The 16,434-nt window shown below is 33.7% G+C and carries 17 protein-coding genes, 1 tRNA gene and 1 pseudogene; 13 read left to right on the top strand and 6 right to left on the bottom strand.

Features of this window, described 5'->3' with window-relative positions; all coding sequences use genetic code 11:
- Positions 1–3 precede the first annotated feature (3 nt).
- A pseudogene (locus CVULP_RS05105) lies at positions 4–799 on the bottom strand (class I SAM-dependent methyltransferase).
- 154 nt (positions 800–953) lie between these two features.
- On the opposite strand from CVULP_RS05105, the gene CVULP_RS05110 reads away from it, so the two are divergent.
- Genes CVULP_RS05110 through CVULP_RS05125 form a run of 4 tightly spaced genes read left to right on the top strand, consistent with a single transcriptional unit; the run spans position 954 to position 3,500 of the window.
- Complete coding sequence (locus tag CVULP_RS05110; RefSeq protein WP_252196052.1) at positions 954–1,514, top strand: class I SAM-dependent methyltransferase; 561 nt, start codon at positions 954–956, stop codon at positions 1,512–1,514.
- Entirely contained in the window at positions 1,504–2,082 is a 579-nt protein-coding gene (locus CVULP_RS05115; protein WP_252195527.1) for a hypothetical protein, read from the top strand. Before CVULP_RS05110 ends, CVULP_RS05115 begins: the two co-directional genes overlap by 11 nt.
- A gap of 9 nt (positions 2,083–2,091) precedes the next feature.
- Positions 2,092–2,775, top strand: a complete 684-nt coding sequence (gene dut, locus CVULP_RS05120) for a dUTPase (RefSeq protein WP_099507719.1) — start codon at positions 2,092–2,094, stop codon at positions 2,773–2,775.
- Positions 2,772–3,500: an EI24 domain-containing protein gene (locus CVULP_RS05125; RefSeq protein ID WP_099507720.1), complete on the top strand. Its 729-nt coding sequence runs from the start codon at positions 2,772–2,774 to the stop codon at positions 3,498–3,500. The genes dut and CVULP_RS05125 overlap by 4 nt, the downstream gene beginning before the upstream one ends.
- Here CVULP_RS05125 and tilS read toward each other — a convergent pair.
- Positions 3,455–4,423: a tRNA lysidine(34) synthetase TilS gene (gene tilS, locus CVULP_RS05130; RefSeq protein WP_099460866.1), complete on the bottom strand. Its 969-nt coding sequence runs from the start codon at positions 4,421–4,423 to the stop codon at positions 3,455–3,457. The genes CVULP_RS05125 and tilS overlap by 46 nt on opposite strands.
- Positions 4,416–5,726 carry a 30S ribosomal protein S12 methylthiotransferase RimO gene (rimO, locus tag CVULP_RS05135; RefSeq protein ID WP_099507722.1) on the bottom strand — a complete coding sequence of 437 codons (1,311 nt, stop codon included), beginning with the start codon at positions 5,724–5,726 and terminating at the stop codon, positions 4,416–4,418. Before rimO ends, tilS begins: the two co-directional genes overlap by 8 nt.
- Positions 5,727–5,976: 250 nt before the next feature.
- Here rimO and CVULP_RS05140 point away from each other — a divergent pair, with 250 nt between their 5' ends.
- Entirely contained in the window at positions 5,977–6,120 is a 144-nt protein-coding gene (locus tag CVULP_RS05140; RefSeq protein WP_245821561.1) for a hypothetical protein, read from the top strand.
- Between the two features lie 336 nt (positions 6,121–6,456).
- On the opposite strand, the gene ciaI is transcribed toward CVULP_RS05140, so the two are convergent.
- Positions 6,457–7,023, bottom strand: coding sequence for an intracellular survival protein CiaI (gene ciaI, locus CVULP_RS05145; RefSeq protein ID WP_099460864.1), 567 nt, complete (start codon positions 7,021–7,023; stop codon positions 6,457–6,459).
- 68 nt (positions 7,024–7,091) lie between these two features.
- On the opposite strand from ciaI, the gene CVULP_RS05150 reads away from it, so the two are divergent.
- From CVULP_RS05150 to CVULP_RS05180, 7 genes are all read left to right on the top strand, one after another.
- Positions 7,092–7,493 carry a hypothetical protein gene (locus CVULP_RS05150; RefSeq protein ID WP_099507724.1) on the top strand — a complete coding sequence of 134 codons (402 nt, stop codon included), beginning with the start codon at positions 7,092–7,094 and terminating at the stop codon, positions 7,491–7,493.
- Between the two features lies 1 nt (position 7,494).
- Positions 7,495–8,505 carry a hypothetical protein gene (locus tag CVULP_RS05155; protein WP_099507726.1) on the top strand — a complete coding sequence of 337 codons (1,011 nt, stop codon included), beginning with the start codon at positions 7,495–7,497 and terminating at the stop codon, positions 8,503–8,505.
- A gap of 62 nt (positions 8,506–8,567) precedes the next feature.
- The gene (gene kpsM, locus CVULP_RS05160) at positions 8,568–9,350 is read left to right on the top strand and encodes a capsule polysaccharide transporter KpsM (protein ID WP_099460861.1); all 783 of its coding nucleotides are present in this window, start codon (positions 8,568–8,570) and stop codon (positions 9,348–9,350) included.
- Entirely contained in the window at positions 9,347–10,009 is a 663-nt protein-coding gene (locus CVULP_RS05165; RefSeq protein WP_099460860.1) for an ABC transporter ATP-binding protein, read from the top strand. The genes kpsM and CVULP_RS05165 overlap by 4 nt, the downstream gene beginning before the upstream one ends.
- A gap of 2 nt (positions 10,010–10,011) precedes the next feature.
- Positions 10,012–11,133 carry a capsule biosynthesis protein gene (locus CVULP_RS05170; RefSeq protein ID WP_099460859.1) on the top strand — a complete coding sequence of 374 codons (1,122 nt, stop codon included), beginning with the start codon at positions 10,012–10,014 and terminating at the stop codon, positions 11,131–11,133.
- Position 11,134: 1 nt separating this feature from the next.
- Complete coding sequence (locus CVULP_RS05175) at positions 11,135–12,799, top strand: polysaccharide biosynthesis/export family protein (RefSeq protein WP_099507728.1); 1,665 nt, start codon at positions 11,135–11,137, stop codon at positions 12,797–12,799.
- A gap of 9 nt (positions 12,800–12,808) precedes the next feature.
- On the top strand, positions 12,809–13,759 hold the full coding sequence (locus CVULP_RS05180; protein ID WP_099460857.1) for a KpsF/GutQ family sugar-phosphate isomerase: 951 nt from the start codon (positions 12,809–12,811) through the stop codon (positions 13,757–13,759).
- A 1-nt stretch (position 13,760) separates the two neighbouring features.
- Here CVULP_RS05180 and CVULP_RS05185 read toward each other — a convergent pair.
- Positions 13,761–13,837, bottom strand: a tRNA-Arg gene (locus CVULP_RS05185).
- Positions 13,838–13,873: 36 nt separating this feature from the next.
- The gene (gene tgt, locus CVULP_RS05190) at positions 13,874–14,992 is read right to left on the bottom strand and encodes a tRNA guanosine(34) transglycosylase Tgt (protein ID WP_099507730.1); all 1,119 of its coding nucleotides are present in this window, start codon (positions 14,990–14,992) and stop codon (positions 13,874–13,876) included.
- Between the two features lie 31 nt (positions 14,993–15,023).
- On the opposite strand from tgt, the gene CVULP_RS05195 reads away from it, so the two are divergent.
- A complete protein-coding gene (locus CVULP_RS05195; protein WP_099507733.1) occupies positions 15,024–16,421 on the top strand; it encodes a COG3400 family protein in 1,398 nt (465 codons plus the stop codon).
- Positions 16,422–16,434 lie beyond the last annotated feature (13 nt).

The following is a 16,434-nucleotide window of genomic DNA, read 5'->3' on the forward strand; positions in this document are numbered from 1 at the left end:
ATCTTAAACTTTCTTAGCAGTCCAAGCTCTTATTTTATAAGGTATCTCTATGCTTTCAAGCTTTGAAATTTTATGATTTATCATCTCTAAAATTTCTTGCCATCTTGACACACCTGCTTGGGCTTGTATATCATTTACAGAATGCCACGCTCCAAGGTAGCGTTCTTTGCTCCAAGTTTCACTATAATCGCACTCCATAAAAAAGCAGTCCTTAAAATCCCCTGTTGAAACGAGGATTTCTTCCCATTTTTTCACATTTTGAGTGCCAGAACTCACACGAGTAAGCTCTGGAACAATATGCTTAATCTCCTTTTCAATCTCATCAAAAAGCGATCCCTCTGCTATATGACGTGGATTCCAAATGGCGGTAAAATAACCTGCGCCGGGGACACCCCCCCCCCCCCCCGTGTAAAACACGTGCAAATTCAGGTAAAGACTTTGTCGGGTCAGTCCAGTGAAAAGAACTCGCCATAATCACCCAGTCAGCCACACCACTTTTTACACCTGTTTCTTCTCCGCTACCCTTTTGCCAAGAGATATTTGAGCAGTTTTGTGTAAATTTAATGCCCTCTTCACGCATATTATCATTAGGCTCCACAGCAGTGATGTTAAGCTTAAAAATTTCAGCTAACATTTTAGTAAGCTTACCTGTGCCAGCACCTACTTCTACGACATTTAAATCCTCTAAAGGCTTATTAGTATCATTAATGCACTTAATCAATTTTTCAAGCAAAAATGCACTATAAGCAGGTCTGTTAATATAATGCTTCGCAACTTCGGTAAAATCGCCTTGTTTCATCACTTATCCTTTAAATAAAATCAAAGATGAGATTATACAAAAAAAAAAAAAAAAAATAAACTCTTAACTTCGTAATTATAAAAAACTAATATTAATCAATCGTTAAAAACAAAAGCTTAAATTTACGCCATTATAATAACTTAAGGAAAGCGGTATGGATTATATTTTAAGAAAAGAAAGTGCCATTACGGGCGAAAAAACTTATGAAGTGCTTGCAAGCTATGATTTTCCACTTTTTTGCGGTTGCACAGACGAAAAAGTGGAAGAGGACATTATCGCACGCTGTGAATTTGGCATTTTTCAAAGTGGAAGCATAGAGCTTTTAAAGCTTATCCCTCTTGATATACTTTATAAAAATGGACATAATGCTGGTGCGGTTGGAGCACTTTGGCAAAAACATCACGAGGAATTTGCAAATTTTCTTATGAGTTTTAAGCCTAGGTTTGTGCTTGAAATAGGCGGAGGACACGGCAAACTCGCAAAAGAATGTTTAAAACTTGATGAGGGTTTAGAATATACTATCATAGAGCCAAATTCAAGCGTTAAAGATGAAAGGATAAATTATATCGATGGTTTTTTTGAAAAGGAGGCTTTGGAGGGGGGAAAATTTGACCTTATAGCACATTCTCACACTTTTGAGCATATTTATGAGCCAAACAAATTTCTAAACGAATGCGCTCAAATGCTGGGGGGGGGGGGGGGTAATGGTCTTTAGTCTCCCCAATATGCAAAAATGGCTAGAAAATAAATTTGTGAATTGTCTTTGCTTTGAACATACGCTTTTTTTAAGTGAAAAAATTTTGGAATTTTTATGTGCTAAAAACGGCTTTAAAATCCTTAAAAAACATTATTTTGGGGAGCATAGCATTTTTTACGCACTTAAAATTGACAAAGATATAGAAAAAGACAAAGTGATTTTAAAAAATGAATACGCTAAAAATAAGGCATTATTTGAAGATATGATGAGCTTTTATGAGAAAAAAATTGATATTTTAAATAAACTCATTGATGAAAGTGCAAAAGAAATTTATCTTTTTGGAGCACATTTGTTTTCGCAATTTTTGCTTTATAATGGGCTTTGTAGTGCTAAAATAAATGGGATTTTAGATAATGACCCTGCCAAGTGGGGCAAAAGACTTTATGACACACAATTTAAAGTTTTCTCACCTGAAATTTTAAAAGATAAAAATAATGTTTTGCTTATATTAAATGCAGGAATATATAATGAAGAGATTAAAAAAGGAATTTTAAAACTCAATCAAGAAGTGCAAATCATTACCTAAGGATACACTATGAAAAACACGCAAATGTTAGAAGATATGCTAAAACTTCAACAAAAATTAAACGATGAGACAAACGGAAAGGGTTGGGAAAATGGCTACACTAAGGAGGGTAAGCTCATAAGTTGGAGGCGGTGCATTTATATGGAGTGTGCGGAGCTAATTGAATCCTTTGCGTGGAAGCACTGGAAGAGCATTAAAAGTCCTACAAACTGGGACAATGTCCGCATAGAGCTTGTGGATATTTGGCATTTTATCCTTAGTATTTTGCTTGAGGAAAAGGGTAAAAAAGAGCTTTCCTTCATCGCTATGGAGCTTAGCTCTGTGGGTGCTTTTAGAGATTTTATAAAAGAAAAGGGAACGCCAAGTGATGAGGATATGTATGCAATTATTAGTGATATTGAGCTAATTATCCACAAATGCAGCGGCTTTGGCTTTGATATGGGTGAGCTTTTATCGGCGTTTTTTACGCTTTGTGTTAAATGTGGGCTAAATTTAGAAAGCCTTTATAAAATCTACATTGGAAAAAATGTCCTAAACGCCTTTAGACAAGCACACGGCTATAAAGAGGGATTTTATAAAAAAATATGGAACGGCAAAGAAGATAATGCAATTTTAAACGAAATTTTAAGTCAAATCTTAAGCTATGAGATGATTTATAATGAGCTTGAAAAGCGTTATAAGGCACTTCAATGAATATTTTTTGGCTAAGTTTTAAAGACTTTACGCGTTTTGAATTTTTTAAATATGCCCTACTCTCCACTTTAATAAGTTTTTCTTTTATGATGATTGTAGGTTATTATTCTTTTACGAGTATAAAGGCTTACCTTGACGCACTTTTTACGCCAGAAAGTGAGGGCTTTTTTGCTTGGCTTTATTCTTTTGCCTTTGTGAGTATTATCATTAATAGTTTCAATTTTTTAATTGTGGGTTTTTTTGTGATTTTTAACTCTAGTGCCATTTCACTTTTTATTCTTTCTTTTTTTACTCCCAAAATTGCTGCTAAAATCAACGCAAAATATTATAAATACGAGCTAAAAGAACGGGTGAGTGATTTAAGCATATTGCTTGAAATGTTTAAAATTTTACTCAAATTTATCTCGCTTTTTTTCTTGGCTTTAATTTTATTTTTTATCCCTTTTGTGAATTTAATCGCCTTTTTTCTAGCCTTTTATTATCTCTTTCACAATGCCCTTGTTTTAGAGGTTTTAAGTGCTGTTTTAGACAAAAAGAAATTTAAAGAGCAAAACTCCACGCCTTTTGAGTTTAAATTCTACACGCTCATTTTTTACTTTTTAGCTTCTTTTCCTTTTGTGGGACTTGTTTTGCAACTCTTTTTTGTGATTTTTCTCATTCATCTTAGCTATCAAAAAATTTATTTTTTAAGCCCAAAATTTGACAATGTTTCAAGCTCTACTTGATGATTGAAACAAAAAGGGCGTAAAAGTTTAGGAATTCTTAGCTTCCTACATTTTTCCTTAAAGCTTTTAGGCAGCTTTTCACAGCTTTCATAAGGAAAGATAAAAGCCAAATTTCCCCTATACACCACGCCTATTTTACCGCTAATTACACAATCGCTTTTAAGACATTCTTTTCTTTGCTTTTCGCTCATCAAAACGCCAAGTTTTTTACACGCCTTTGCTATCAAACTCGCATTTTTAACGCAAATTAAAATCCCCTTAAACTCCTCAATTTCCCCCCAATTCTTTAAATCTTTTCTTAAAAAACTAAAGCTTTTTTGCACTCCCTTGCTAAAATGCCTTAAAAACTCATCACTAAAATGCTTTCTTATGAAATTTCTCTTAAAGCTTTCATCTTCGTTACTTTCATCATCAAAATAGCGAATTTTATTTTCTTTCAAAAAGGTTAAAATTTGCTCCTTAGATACATTTAGCAAGGGTCTTATAAGCGTGTAATTTGCCCTTTTTTCAAAAGCATTCATTCCCAAAAGCTCCATTACTCCAGATCCCTTGCTAAGTTGCATTAAAAACCACTCAAATTGGTCATTAAGTTGGTGTGCTACAATCACATTTTCATAGCCCTTTTCAAGACAAATTTTTTCAAAAAAAGCATAGCGAAAATCTCTAGCATTTTTTTCAAAATTCCCCTTAAATTGTGGTGCTGTTTGGGTGAAAATTTGCTTATGAAACTCTTTAGCCAAATTCCTTGCTTCTTTTTCTTCCACATCACTACTAATACGCATTTTATAATTAATCAAAGCCATATCAAAAGCGATATTTTCACGCTCAAGCAGATAAAATAAAGCCGTGCTATCGCTTCCATAGCTAAAAGCAAGTAAATTTTTACGCCCTCTTAAATGCTCCAAAAGGCTTAATTTAGGCAAGCTTTAAAGCCTTAGCAATGAGTTTTACATCAAGCGCTTGTGTAATCTCGCATTCATAAATTTGCCCCCGCTCTAAGACTCCACACTCACTTTCATTAATGAGAATTTCCCCATCAATCTCCCTATCCCAACGCAAATCTTTCCCCGCGATGAAAAATTCCCCCTCACTACTCTCTCCCTCACAAACAACCAAGCGTTTTTGACCGACTTCTTTTTTAAAGCTTTTTTCAAGACTTTTTGCGACAATTTGTTCTAAAATTTTAAGGCGGGCATTGATGACTTTCTTAGGCACTTGTTCCATTGTAAAGGCTAAAGTATCCTCTTCCTTAGAATAACCAAACACGCTAATCCTATCAAAACCAAAGCCCTCCACAAATTCACAAAGTTCCTTAAAGTCCTCTTCACTCTCCCCCGGATGTCCTACAATAAAACCAGTGCGTAAAAAGCTATCATTAGCCTCTCTCATCATCTTTAAAAGCTTTAAAATTTGCTCTTTTTTACTCCCTCTTTTCATAATTTTTAGCATTTTATCGCTAATATGCTGCAAGGGCATATCAAAATAATTCACAAAAACTTTTGAAGCAATGATTTTACGCACCACTTCCTCACTTAAAGTGCTAGGATAAAGGTATAAAATACGCGCAGCCCTTATACCACTAAGCTTTTCCACCTCCTCAATCAAACGCAAAAGCCCGTTTCTTTGCCCCTTATCAAAAAGATAAGACGAGCTATCTTGCGCAATGAAAGAAAAGTCCTTATAACCCCTAGCTATCAAGCTTTCAAGCTCTTTTATAATGCTTGAAATTTCACGCGATTTAAGGCGTCCTTTAAAATGTGGTATGGCACAAAAAGCACAGCTTTGATTACAACCCTCGCTAATCTTTATAAAAGCGTGCGAATTTGAACCTGTGATGACCCTTTTAACGCCCTCTTCTTGCAAATAAGTCGAAGTTGAAAATAGGTTTTGCTTTTTTAAAATAAGCGTATCAATCTTTTCAAAATCACCCACCCCAGTAAATAAATCCACCTCAGGCAAGGCTTTCATTAGCTCCTCTTTGTAGCGTTGCATCAAACAGCCCGTAACCACAAGTAAAGAGTTTTTTTTACGCTCTTTATGCAAACTCAAAATCGTCTCTATGCTCTCTTTTTTCGCACTTTCAATAAAACCGCAGGTATTGACTATCAAAACATCAGCCTTACTAGGCTCATCGCATAAAGTATAATTTTCAAGGCGTCCTAGCATAATCTCACTATCGACTAAATTTTTATTACACCCTAGTGAGTGAAGATACAAAGTTGGCATTTTTTTCCTTATGAAACAAATCTTTAGTTAATTCCTATATTATAACTAAAAAGTATAATTCGTTAATGCTTGAAGGGAAATTTATGCTAAAGCCTTTCAAAAAATTATGCCAAGAATTTTTACAAAAGAGGAAATGCGTAAATCATCATTTTAAGCGAGCAATTTAATATCCCCATAACCTTTAGAGGTAGCGAAACAAGCCTTTGCATTCTCCTTTTAGTTAAAGATAAAAGAGCCTTGCAAGAAATTTTTGAAAGCCTTTGTAAAAAAGGCTGAAATTTCCGTGCTTTACTTAGAAAATATCAAACGATTTTGCTGCGAAAAAGCCTTTAAAAATTACACTCTAAAAACACCCAAACTTAATCCTTTAAATTCTTTTAAAAGCGAACTTTAATTTTAAATGCGATCATTAGTGCGTGTAGTGCAGAACTCCTTGCAAAACTAAATGGAAAACTAAAAATTTACAATATGAGTGAATTTATCGAAAAATAAATACTAAATAAACTAAACATTAAGCCACCTGATAAGCATATAGGGCTTTATGAAACCTAAGCTAAATACTAACGCCCTCAAAGACCTAAATGCTTATTTTGAAAATTTGAAAGATTGAAAAATTTTACTTAAGAATTTGTGAGATAGAACTAAACGATGCTACAAACCATTCTTAACAACATTTAATTTATTTAGATGGACTAAGTGATTAAAAGGGGATACACTCCCCCTTAAGATTTTAAGCATAAAAATCGAAATTTTGTTCTTTTTGTGTAGCGTTTTGCTCTTGTGCTTTTTCTTGCATTTTTTCAAGCTGTTTTTTCATCTGCTCTAAAACCTCATCGAGTAATTTTTTACTATCTTCTAATAAGGCTGCATTTTGCTCATTATTTGGAGTTTTGTTTTGATTAAGTAAATTTTCTAGCTTATTGGTAAAGCCGTTCATAATGGCATTTTGATGGTTTTCATCTTTTGGAGTTGGGAGGACATTTGCCATTTGCATCGCACTTTGAATTAAATCTTTTGGCTTAAGCTCACCAACCTTAGAATTTGCTAGGAAATTTTGTATCATAGGTTCAACTTCCTTCATCGCATCTTTAATCTCATCAAGTTCATTTTGCGTGAGTTTAGAACCCTCAAAAGTAAAGCTAAATCCATACTCCCTTTTTAAGCTTAAGTTTTTAGAATTTTCGTCTTTATTATAATTAATACTTTGATTATCATACATATCAAGACTTAGTTTTTTACCACTTTTTGTCGTGTAGTCAAGGGAGAAATTTTGATTTTTACTCACATCGATTTGCATTTTAACTCCTTGCATTAATTTAAATTCCATATCGGCATTTTTTTAAAAAAATGAAGTATAATTTTAAAATGAATGAAAAAATTTTGCATTTTTTACAAAAAAATAAGCTTTTATCCCTCTCAATGCGTGATGATGAGGGCGTTTATACTGCTAGTGCTTTTTATGCTTTTGATGAAGAAAATTTAGCTCTCATTATCGCTTCACATCAAGAAACTAAGCACATCAAACTCGCCCTTAAAAATCCAAATATCGCCATAAATATCGCTAAAGAAAGTAAAATAGCCCTTTTAAAAGGAGTGCAAGCTAAGGCTTTCTTTAAAGAAGCGACAAAGAAGCAAGAGGACATTTATTATACCAAATTTCCCTTTGCGAAACTTAGTAGTGCTAAAATTTATGCTTTAAATCTTAGCTGGGTTAAACTCACGGATAATACCCTAATGCTAGAAAAAAAACTTGAATTTAAGAGGTAAAATGAAACTTGCAATCTGTTTTATGGGACATTTAAGAACTTATAAACAAACTTATGAAAGCTTTTTAACAAACATTTTAAAACCAAATTTAGAAGATAAAATGTGGCAAGATGGCATTGATATCTTTATTCACACTTGGGACAGCTTTGAAAAATCTGGCTTTGCTTGGCATAATCATAATGAAAATTTTAATGACAAAAAAGTCGATGTTAAAGTTATAGAAGAAGTAAAGCAAATTTACAAGCCGAAAAAAATCCTTGTTGAAACCCTAATGCAAGATAGAGGTATGCATCTTTCCATAGAAAGGTCGCAAAAACTCGCTCTAGAATATGAAAAAGAGCAAAACATCTCCTATGATTATATTATGGTTACAAGACCTGATTTATACTTTCACACGCCTTTAATTTTAAGTTCTTTTATTAAAGAATATGAAAGAGATGAGATTTTACCTCCCCTACCCAAACGGCATATTTTCGCCGCACATAATACCTTTGGCAGAATGCTTGTCGATGATAGAAGATTACTTTGTGAGGGAGATTTATTATGGTTTGGTAATGTTAAGCCCCTACCCCTCATCTTTAACGCTTTTAATCCGCAAAATATCCTTCTTATCCCTATTAATTATAGACTTCATAAAGATTTTTTCTTGCAAAGACAAAATTTTAGACTAGGTTGGGTTGATGAAGATAGCATTGTATCTGCTGTAAGTGTGATTAAATCACATCTAAGCTATCAAATCGGCGAGGTGGCTATGCTTTGTGAAAATTTCAAAGATTGCTTTTATCTACTCTTTGTCTTAAAAATTCTAAAAAAGAAATTTGACAATCAAGAAAAAAATGCAAATCACCTTTGCCCATCTTTTTGCAAAGACTACCCAGAATTTATCAAAATCAAAAACTCCCCCACTTACAAACTTGGAGCTAAAATCATAGAAATTCATAAAAAAAGTGGCGATTTAGGCTTAATCAATTTTATTTTATTTAGACTTTTGTCTTATAAAAAAAGCCTTTAGCTTTTTGTTAATTTTTTTTTCTTACAATTGAAACTTTATATGAAATAAGGATTTGCGTTTTAATGCTAAATGTCATTTATGCTTTATTTTTTAGAGAGCTTAAAACTCGCTTTGGTGCGAATCGATATTTGGGCTATATTTGGGTTATAGGAGAGCCTTTAAGTATAGTTTTGGTGATTACAACCATCGTTACGATTATTAGAGAATATCATCATCAAGTAATGCCTGATGGAATTTCTATTTTTATGTTTTTAATCTCTGGCATAGTGCCTTATTTTATGTTTAGAAGTATAGTAACGCAGCTTATGAACGGCATTAGTGCAAATTTGGGACTTTTTGCCTATAAGCCTGTTAAACCTATCCATGTTTTTATCGCTAGAACTATGCTTGAATTTTGCATTTATTTTGTGATTTTCTTTTGCGTTTTATTTATCGCAGGGTGGTTTTTACGCTTTGATGTTTTACCACAACATTTTTTAGATGTAATGTTTTGCGTCTTCTTACTAATGCTTTCAGGTTTCGTTTTGGGACTTTGCTTTGCAATTTTAAGTCATTTTTTTGAAATTTTAAAAACGCTTTTGATGTATTTTAGTATCGTTTTTTATTGGTCTTCTGGGGTGATTTTCCCCACTTGGCTTATGCCTAAGCCCTTGCTAGACATTTTTTATTATAATCCTTTGCTTCATATTATGGAGCTTTTAAAATATAATTTTTTTGATTCCTACCCTTTGCAAGATGATTATAGCTACACTTATCCTATTTTTTGCATTATGCTTTTACTTCTTGTGGGACTTTTTTTCTATCATCATAATAGACAGGCTCTAACCGCAGCGAGAAAGCAATGATCAAGCTTGTCAATTTAACCAAATCTTACCCACTTTTTGCAGGCGGAAGACACTATGTTTTTAAAAATTTTAGTTTTGAATTCCCTGAAAATTGTAGTATAGGCTTAATGGGTGGAAATGGTGCAGGTAAATCAACCCTAATGAAACTTTTAAGCGGAGCGGAACTTCCAGATAGAGGCAAAATCATCACAAACAAAAAGCTCTCCTGGCCCCTTGGCTTAAGCGGTGGCATACAAGGCTCACTTAGTGCAAGAGATAATGCCAAATTTGTCGCTAGAGTTTATGGATATAAGGGTAAAGAATTGCTAGAAAAGGTCAAATTTGTCGAAGAATTTGCTGAACTTGGTAAATTTTTTGATGAGCCGATGAAAAACTATTCTGCTGGTATGGGTGCTAGGATAACCTTTGGACTTAGTATGGCTTTTGACTTTGATTATTATTTAATAGACGAGGCTGGGGCTGTGGGCGACCCTCAATTTAGAGAAAAAAGCATTAAGCTTTATAAAGAGAGGCTTTCACGCTCTAAGGTCATTATGGTTTCACACAATGTAGCCGAAATTAAAGAATGGTGTGATAAAATCATTTTTATGAAAAATGGAAAAATTACGGTTTATGATGATGTCGATGAGGGCATAGCCGTGTATCAAGGAAAAGCGTAATTATGGAAAAAAATAAAACTTTAATAGACAAAATTAAGGATTTAAGTATTTTAGATTCGTTTAAAATTGTGTGGTTTTTGATGATTTTTGTAGTGATTTATTATGTTTTTATCGCAGCAGATCGCTATGTAAGCTCTACTAGTCTTAGTGTGCGTTCTACTAGCGGGGAGGGTGTGCAAGCTGGTGGGATCTTATCTTTACTTAGCACCACTTCAAATAATAATGAAGATATGAAATATTTAAGAGGCTATATTCACTCTCTTGATTTGCTTAAAAAATTGGAAGAAAACATTAAACTTAAAGAGCTTTATCAGGAACAATTCATCGACCTACCTTACCGCATTTTTGACTCTAGCTCAAGCGAAAGCTATCTTAAATTCTTTAAAAGTCGCGTTAAACTTAAAATCGATGATAAGACAGGTCTTTTAAATGTCGAAGTTGAAGCTTTTACCCCAAAATCCGCTCAAATCATTGCTCAAAGTATAGTCGAAGAAAGTGAAAAATTTATCAATGAAATTTCTCATAAGGCAGCAAGAGAGCAAATGCGTTTTGCCGAAGAGGAAGTTAATACTTACAAAGAAAGATACCTAAAAGCACAAAATGCTCTCATAGCTTTTCAAAATAAATATGGTGTTTTTGACCCACTCAAACAAGCCGAAAGTAAATCAAAGCTAATTGCTCAAATTGAAGTAAATTTGGCTCAAAGAGAGGCTGCACTTTTAAATTTGCAAAGCTATATGAATGATAGTGCGCCTGAAGTTGTAGCGTTAAAAGCTGAAATTGGAGCTATTAAAAAACAATTAGAACGCGAAATGGCAAAAATTTCAGCAAACAATTCAAATACCCAAAAACTCAATGATATGGCTGCGAAATTTCAAAACCTTACCATAGAAGCAAAATTTGCTCAACAAGCCTATGAAACCGCACTTAAGGCTTATGAAAGTGCAAGGATAGAAGCCGCAAGAAAGATTAAACAACTCGTCATCGTGCAAAGTCCAAATTTGCCAGAAAGTGCAAGATATCCGGAAAGACTTTATGGCATATTAACAGCTTTTTTAATTTTATCTTTAATTTTTGGCATTACTAAATTTGTAAAAATGATTATAGAGGAGCATAGATATTAAAATGAAAAAAATAGCTTTATTATTAACAAGTTTTATTTTAGCTTTTGGTGCGGTAGATGTTTCGCAAATTGTAGGGGTTAATGAGGGTGCAACTTATGATAACAACACAAGTTCAGCCTACGCCAATCAAAGCTATCGAAACGAAAATAATACAAGTGTCCTAAACGCAAACCCAGCTCAAATTCCCGTCTTTGGTGCACATCTTTTTAATGGTAATTTTAAAAATTTCACACAAAGAGTTTATAATCCGGACTATAAAATCGCTGTTGGAGATCAAATAAGCCTTAAAATTTGGGGTGCTGTGGAGTTTGCACAAATTTTAGTGGTCGATTCTCAAGGAAATATTTTTATCCCTAAGGTTGGAGCTGTAAATTTGCTAGGTGTGAAAAATAGCTCCTTAGTGCCCATAATAAAATCCGCTGTTAATAAAATTTACAAAAGCAATGTTTTCGTTTATGCAGATATGAACGCTTATCAAAATGTCAGCGTTTTTGTAACAGGAAGCGTGAATGCTCCAGGTCTTTATCAAGGTTTAAGTTCTGACTCTATCATACAATATTTAGATAAGGCAGGTGGGATTAATTTAGAATATGGCAGCTTTAGAGAAATTCAAATTTTAAGAAATAATAAAGTTATCAGGGATATAGACTTATATAATTTCTTACTTAAAGGACAATTAGAGCTTTTTCCTTTTAGAAGTGGAGATGTCATTTTGGTTGGAAATGTTGCCAGTTATGCTTTTGTAAGTGGTGATGTGCAAAAGCCTTTTAGATTTGAACTAGGAAGCGATATTAAAACACTAAGTGATTTAGCTAAGATTGCAGGAGCAAAACCTATAGTAACCAACGCTGTGGTAAGAAGCTACGCAGATGAGCATAAGCTTGAAGTGAAAGCCTTTAATAAAACACATTTTGCCAAGGTTAGTGTTAAAACAGGTGATGAAGTCGAATTTCGTCCTGAATACATCACCACAAACATTAGCATTAAAATTCGTGGAGAACACGATGGTTTAGGCACTTTAGTTGTAAAAAAAGGAACAACTTTAGAGGATATTTCAAGATTAATTATGGCAAATTCAATGTCAAATATGAAAGCCTTACAAGTCTTTAGAAAAAGTGTTGCTAGAACACAAAAAGAACTCATCGCAGCCCAACTTAAAGAGCTTGAGACTCTAGCACTGACTAGCTCTTCTGTAAATTCTGAACAAGCGGCTATCCGTGCCACACAAGCTAAAACCATACTTGAATTTATCGAAAGAGCTAAAAAAGCTGAACCTAAAGGACAAATCGTCATTGAAGATACAAAGTCCTATAAATCCTTAGTTTTAGAAGATGGGGACACCATTAACATTCCAAGTAAAAATAATCTCGTCATCGTTCAAGGCGAAGTCTCTTTACCCGGAGCCTTTGTATATGGAAAAAAGGAAGATTTAAGATATTATATTAACTTAGCAGGAGGATATAGCGATAGAGCAGATACTTCAAAAGTTCTCGTAATACGCACAAATGGTAAAGCGGAAAAATATCGCTCAGGCATAGATGTAAAGGCAGGCGATTCCATTTTGGTGCTTCCAAAAGTTGATAGTCAAAATTTACAAATTTTTTCTATGCTAACACAAATTCTCTATCAAATAGCCATAGCTACAAATGTCGTGGTTAATCTCTAAGGAAGTAAGATGAAAGAAACGCTTAAAATAGCCAAAGAGGTCTTTGAAATAGAGGCGGAGGCAATTAGAAATTTAAGTGAAAATTTAGATCATAATTTTTCAAAAGCCGTTAAGCTTATTTTAAATATAAAAGGGCGTTGCATTATAAGCGGTATGGGTAAATCAGGACATATAGGTGCTAAAATCGCCGCTACATTAGCTAGCACGGGAACGCCTAGCTTTTTTATGCATCCTGGTGAGGCTTTACACGGGGATTTGGGAATGATAACAAGCGATGATATTTTGATTGCCATTTCAAATTCTGGTGAAACAGAAGAACTTTTAAAAATCATTCCAGCAGTTAAAAGAAGGCAAATTCCCCTCATTGCAATGAGTGGCAATGCCAAATCCACCCTTGCCAAGCAAGCCGAAATTTTTCTCAATATAGCAATCAAAAAAGAAGCCTGTCCTCTACAACTCGCCCCTATGTCCTCCACAACAGCCACTTTAGTAATGGGAGATGCTATCGCTGCAGCCTTAATGAAAGCTAGAAAATTTCAGCCTGATGATTTTGCACTCTTTCATCCCGGTGGGAGTTTGGGACGAAAGCTTTTAACTAAGGTTAAGGATTTGATGGTTAGCAAAAAACTTCCTATCGTAAATCCAGAAACGGAATTTAACGAACTTGTCGATGTGATGACGAGTGGAAAACTAGGACTTTGCATTGTTTTAGAAAATGATAGGCTTGTTGGAATCATTACAGATGGGGACTTGCGTCGCGCACTTAAGGCAAATGCCAAGCCTAGATTTGATTTTAAAGCTAAAGAAATTATGAGTCATAATCCCAAAATCATCGATCAAGAAGCTATGGCAACAGAAGCCGAACAATTAATGTTAAAACATAAAATTAAGGAAATTGTCGTAGGTAAAAATGGAAAGGTTGTAGGCATTATCCAACTTTATGCAATAGGAAATGTTTGAGTGGCGCGCTCTAGAGGATTCGAACCTCTGACCTTTTGAACCGCAATCAAATGCTCTATCCAGCTGAGCTAAGAGCGCAAATAAAAACGAGATTATACAAAAAATTGCTTAAAATTAGCTTCTTTTGGCGTAAAATTCTCTCTTAAATTCGTTAAATTGATTTTTTATTATAGCCTCTCGCATTTGTTTAGCCAAATTTAAATAATAATGCAAATTATGCAAACTAGCAAGTCTAAAAAAAGTCAATTCCTTAGCCTTGAAAAGATGATTTAAATACGCCCTTGAATAATTTTGACAAGTATAACACGAGCAAGTTTTGTCAATGCTTTCATTATCGTTTATAAATTCGGCTTTTTTGATATTAAATTTCCCAAAACTTGTAAAAAAAGTGCCGTTTCTAGCATTTCTTGTTGGCATCACGCAATCAAACATATCCACTCCGCGTTCGACATTTTCCACCAAATCTTCAGGAGTCCCTACACCCATTAAATACCTTGGACGATTTTCGTCCATAAAGGGAGTTAAGTTTTCAACCACTTCATACATCAGTGCATTTTCCTCGCCTACACTAAGTCCTCCTATGGCAAGTCCGTCAAAGTCCATTTCGCAAAGCTCTAAAGCACATTTTTTTCTTAAGTCAAATTCCGTTCCTCCTTGAATAATGCCAAAAATATTTTGAGTTAAGCTCTCATCTCTATTTTGCTTCAATTTGTGAAAATCAATCGCCTCTTTAGCCCATTTTATCGTTCTTTTAACAGAAAGCTCCACTCTAGCCCTACTTGAAGGCAAAGCGACCAAATCATCTAAAACCATACAAATATCGCTGTTAAAATCATATTGAGTCTCAAGGACAGATTGAGGTGTAAAAAGATGCAAACTTCCATCAATATGGCTTTTAAATTTAATGCCTTCTTCAAAATGCTTTGAATTTTCACTTAAAGAAAAAGCTTGAAAGCCACCGCTATCTGTCAAAAAACTATATGGAAATTGTGTAAAATGGTGTAAGCCACCCAAATTTTTTATCACTTTTGAGCCCGGACGCAAATAAAGATGATAGGTATTTGCCAAAATAATCTTCGCTTTTAAAATTTCACGCATATCACAAGCATCGAGACTTTTTACCGCTGCTGCTGTGCCAACGGGCATAAAAACGGGCGTTAAAAACGAACTATGAGCCGTTTTTATTTCACAAACTCTTGCATTATTATCTTTATACTTTAATTTAAATTCCATTTGCTATAATTTCCTTTTTTTGGAGCGTAGTATGAATCATATTTTAATTATCATTGATGGTATTTTAGCAAAGCATTTCTTAGAAAGGCTTTGTTTTCAAAAAAGCTTAAGTTATTTTTTCACTATCATTTATCAAAAAAATGACAGTGTTAATTTAAAAGAAAAAAATGAATTTTTAGAATTTCATCAATTTGACCCTACCAGCAGTGCAAGACTTGAGCGTATTATGAAGCCCTATAAACAGGCTTTTATCTATATGCAAGATGAATTTGAGACAAAAAAAACTTACGAAACTTTAAGGGGGCTTGATTTAAATTTAGAGATTAATATTATGGATTTTTGGGGACTTGGTATCAATGATAAACTCTGCCACCTCATCGATGCAAGAATGAATTTGAGCAAAAGACTTATTGATTTTTTACCAGATGTTGCACTCACAGCACAATATATCGGGCTTGGAGTGGGAGAAATTATGGAGATTAAAATTCCAGCAGGTTCCATTTTTGCTTACAGGCATATAGGATCAATCCAGCAAAAAAGATGGCGTATTGTGCTAGTGTATCGTAATGAAAAAATTCACTTCATCAAGCCTTCTTTAATCCTAAAACCAGGAGATAGCATTTTAATCGTAGGTGACCCTGCCATTTTACAAAGTGTTTTTCATAATGTAAAAGCTAGCACAGGGCAATTTCCTGTGCCTTTTGGAACTAATATTTATACCATTATCGATATGAAAAATATGAGTCAAAACACACAAAAATTACTCCTAAACACTACCTTAAGCCTCATCAAAAAAACAAATGCAAGAAAATTTTTTATAAGGATTATCAATCCTACCTTAAACGCGATTTACTACGAGCTTAAAACTCTTGCCTTAGAATATGAAAATATCTTTTTTGATTTTGAAAATACAAATTTCAAAAAAATTCAAAGCTTCTTAGAGCAAAATGATATAGGCGTCTTCATTACGGATCATAAGCATTTTGAGAAAGAAAAAAGAGAGTTTTTTGAGCTTAAAATTCCCATTTTAAAAATCGGTACACAAGACTTTGAAAACCTTGAAAAATCAGTTATTTTAAGCTCTTACGAAAATGAAATAGAAAATCAAGCTAATGTAATCGTAGATTTAAGTAAGCAATTAAAACTGGAAGTAAATCTTTATTATTACCAGCCAAATTATAAAGAAAATAATGAATTAAAAGACTATGTCAAAAGCCTTTCTAAACTCTACGATAAAAATATAGAACTTTTTCAAAATCATACGCAAAATCCTATCTTAACTCTCGAATATAGAGAGAATTTATTGCAATTTGTCAGTTTCACTCCTGAACTTTTAGATAATGATCTTGGCAGAATTTGGAGTATGGATTTAAACAGAAATTATTATAAACTTAGTAAAAATTACCAACTTTTTATACCGATAAGCTAATCAATCGTCCATA

The organism is Campylobacter vulpis (assembly GCF_014217995.1).
Classification (GTDB): domain Bacteria; phylum Campylobacterota; class Campylobacteria; order Campylobacterales; family Campylobacteraceae; genus Campylobacter_D; species Campylobacter_D vulpis.